The following is a 3,082-nucleotide window of genomic DNA, read 5'->3' as shown; positions in this document are numbered from 1 at the left end:
CCGCGTCGGGCCGCCAGCGGTGCGCGGTGAGCGCCGCGACGATGCGGCCGCGTTCGTCGTCGGGCAGCATGCCGGGCGACGTGCCGCCGAGCTGCGCGGCGATATCGGCCGGCAGATCCTGCCGCGTCACGCGCGCGGCGTCGCACACGGCACACGCGTAGCGCAGCACGTTGCGCAGCTGTCGAACATTGCCGGGCCACGGATACGCGGCGAGCTGTTCGGCGAGCGTCGCATCGAGCGTCAGCACGTGGCCGGTTGCCTGCGCCTCTTCGGCGAATACGGCGGCGATCACGTCGCGCACATCGGCGCGCTCGCGCAGCGGCGGCAGTTCGAACGTCGCGCCGCTCAGCCGGTAGTACAGGTCCTCGCGGAACGTGCCGTCGGCCACCATGCGTGCGAGATCGCGGTGCGTCGCGCAGATCACGTCGAGATCGACGCGTACGGGCGTGTCGCTGCCGAGCGGCACGACTTCGCCATCGGAGAGCACGCGCAGCAGGCGCGTCTGCAGCGCGAGCGGCATGTCGCCGATTTCGTCGAGGAACAGCGTGCCACCGTCGGCGAGTGCGATCTTGCCGCGCGCGCCATGCTTGCGTGCGCCGGTGAACGCGCCGGCCGCATAGCCGAACAGTTCGCTCTCGATCAGCGCTTCCGGCAGCGCGCCGCAGTTGACCGCGATGAACGGCCGCGCGCGCCGCGCACCGGCATCGTGGATCGCACGCGCGAATACTTCCTTCCCCGCACCGGTTTCGCCGAGCACGAGAATCGGCAGCCGCTTGCTCGCGACACGCAGCGCGAGCTCGGCCTGCTGCGCGATATGCGCGTCGCTGCTGTGCAGGAACGGCGTCAGCGCGCCGACGTGGCGTTGCGCGGTGCCCGGGCGGCGCGAGGCCGTGCCGGGTTCGCGGCCGGGGCGCCGTAGCGGCGCACGCAGCCGCGCATAGAGCGGCGCGCCGGTTGCGCGCAGCCGCAGCGCGACGATCGCATCGAGCCGTGCGGCATCGCGCAGCGGCATCTCGGTTGCATCGAAGATCTCGTCGATATGGCGCGGTTCGCGCAGCGCCGGCAGCGCGTCGCGCGCCTGCCGGTTCGCGGCGACGATGTTGCCGCATTCGTCGAACGCGATCAGCCACTCCGGTTGCGCTTCGACGTAGTGACGATTCGGATGCCCGAACAGGATCCAGTGCTGCGCGGTGCTGTGTACGAAGTAGCCGTCCTCGATCAGCGCCGCGCTCTGCCGCACGAGCTGATAGACGAGACGCTGGCTGTCGCGGCCGTCGGGCGAATGAACGGCCGACGCGTCGAGCACGCCGATCAGTTCGCCGCCCGGCGAGAAGATCGGCGCCGCGCTGCAGGTGAGCGTCGTGAACGCCGCACGAAAGTGATCGGTCTTGTGCACGGTGATCGGCGCGAGATCGGTCAGCACGTTCGCGACACCGCACGTGCCTTCCTCGCTTTCCGACCAGCACGAACCGATGTGCAGCCCTGCATGGCGGAAGTCGTTGCGGCGCTCGCGGTCGATCCGGTAGTCGATCGTCACGCCGTGCGCGTCGGTCAGCATCACGCAGTAGTCGGCGACGCGGATCATGTCGTGCAGCCGCGTCAGGCACTGGCCCGACGCGCGCAGGAAGGCTTCCTCCTTGTCGCGCACTTCGCGCAGCTCGGCTGCGGTCAGCACGCGCGGGCCGATCGATGAAGCGGGGTCGAGACAGTAGCGCTCCAGCGACCGTTGCCACGACGACACGAGGCGCGTGGATTCGGCCGGCGCGGGCAGGCGTCCGGCGAGCGCGCCGAGCACACGGTCGGCGTGCTGGGCCTGGGGGACGGCGTAAGGCATGGTCGGCTCCGGTTCCGTACGGCGGGGGATGCGATGTTCTTGTAGCACATCCGGTTCGACGGATCACATTGCATCGCAGCACGCGGCGGGCGTGAGACGTTCGTCTCACCGGTATCGCGGGCTGTCTCGTGACGTTGAGACACGTTCATGTGCGCGCTGCGGCGATCGTCCGGCATGACGCGGCCTGCGCGGCGCCGCGATACCGCGGGGTTTGCGGGCGCAGCGGTGCGCTTGCACCGGCGTCGCGGTGGCCGTTTCATTGAATCGGCGATGTGAGACGAGCGGGCCGAATGGCCGCACGTTCGGCCCTTCCAGCAGCGAATCCGAAACACGGGCATCCCCGTCTCGTCAGCATTCACAAGGGTTTCACGTTCATCGCGCGCACGATGGCACGCCGCTTGCAGATATCACGGGCAAGTCGGCGCGGTCGCGTCGATGACGACGATCCGCCACCCGACGATGGCAGCGGACGAGACAGGCAGGGCCGCAGTACGCCAACGCGCTGCGGCCGGCCAACTGGATGGAGACAAACCCGTGACGACGCCCGTTACCGTTGGCGTGATCGCGAACCCCGCATCGGGGCGCGACATCCGCCGCCTTACGACGCATGCCTCCGTGTTTCCGACGGCCGAGAAGGCGAACATGATCGTGCGCCTGCTGGCCGGCCTCGGCGCGATGGGCGTCGAGCGCGTGCTGACGCTGCGCGACCGGACGGGCATCGCGACGCTGCTGCTGCGTGCGATCGACACGCATCGGGCGGTCGCGCCGCACGAGCGCTGGCCCGAAGTCGAATTCGTCGACCTGCCGATTACCGACTCCGTCGCCGATACCCAGGCCGGCGCCGCCTACCTGCACCGGATGGAAGTCGCGCTGATCGTCGTGCTCGGCGGCGACGGCACTCACCGCGCCGTCGCCGCGCACTGCGGCGCGACGCCGCTCGTCGCGCTGTCCACCGGTACCAACAACGCCTTTCCCGAACATCGCGAAGCCACCGTCGCCGGCGTCGCGGCAGGACTCGCCGCGACCGGCGCGGTGCCGGCCGAAGTCGCGTTCACGCGCAACAAGCGGCTCGTCGTGCGCTGCGTGGCGGGCGCACAGCCGGGGCGCGAGGAGATCGCGCTCGTCGACGTGTGCGCCGCGCGGCAGCGTTTCATCGGCGCCCGCGCGATCTCGGGTTCCGACGACATCGATTCGCTCTACCTGACGTTTGCGGAACCGGACGGGATCGGCCTGTCCGCGCTCGGCGGC

At 70.1% G+C, this 3,082-nt stretch carries 2 protein-coding genes; one reads left to right on the top strand and one right to left on the bottom strand.

What is annotated here, in order from left to right; genetic code table 11:
- Positions 1-1,834 (bottom strand): sigma-54-dependent Fis family transcriptional regulator (locus tag G3O00_RS41620; RefSeq protein WP_206146484.1); only part of this gene is annotated, 1,834 nt, incomplete at its 3' end.
- A 534-nt stretch (positions 1,835-2,368) separates the two neighbouring features.
- Here G3O00_RS41620 and G3O00_RS41615 point away from each other — a divergent pair.
- A partial coding sequence (locus tag G3O00_RS41615; RefSeq protein WP_206146483.1) for an NAD(+)/NADH kinase occupies positions 2,369-3,082 on the top strand: 714 nt, incomplete at its 3' end.

Origin of the sequence: Burkholderia sp. Ac-20384 (assembly GCF_017104605.1) — a bacterium.
Taxonomy (GTDB): domain Bacteria; phylum Pseudomonadota; class Gammaproteobacteria; order Burkholderiales; family Burkholderiaceae; genus Burkholderia; species Burkholderia lata.
This window is presented reverse-complemented; position numbering and strand designations above follow the sequence as displayed.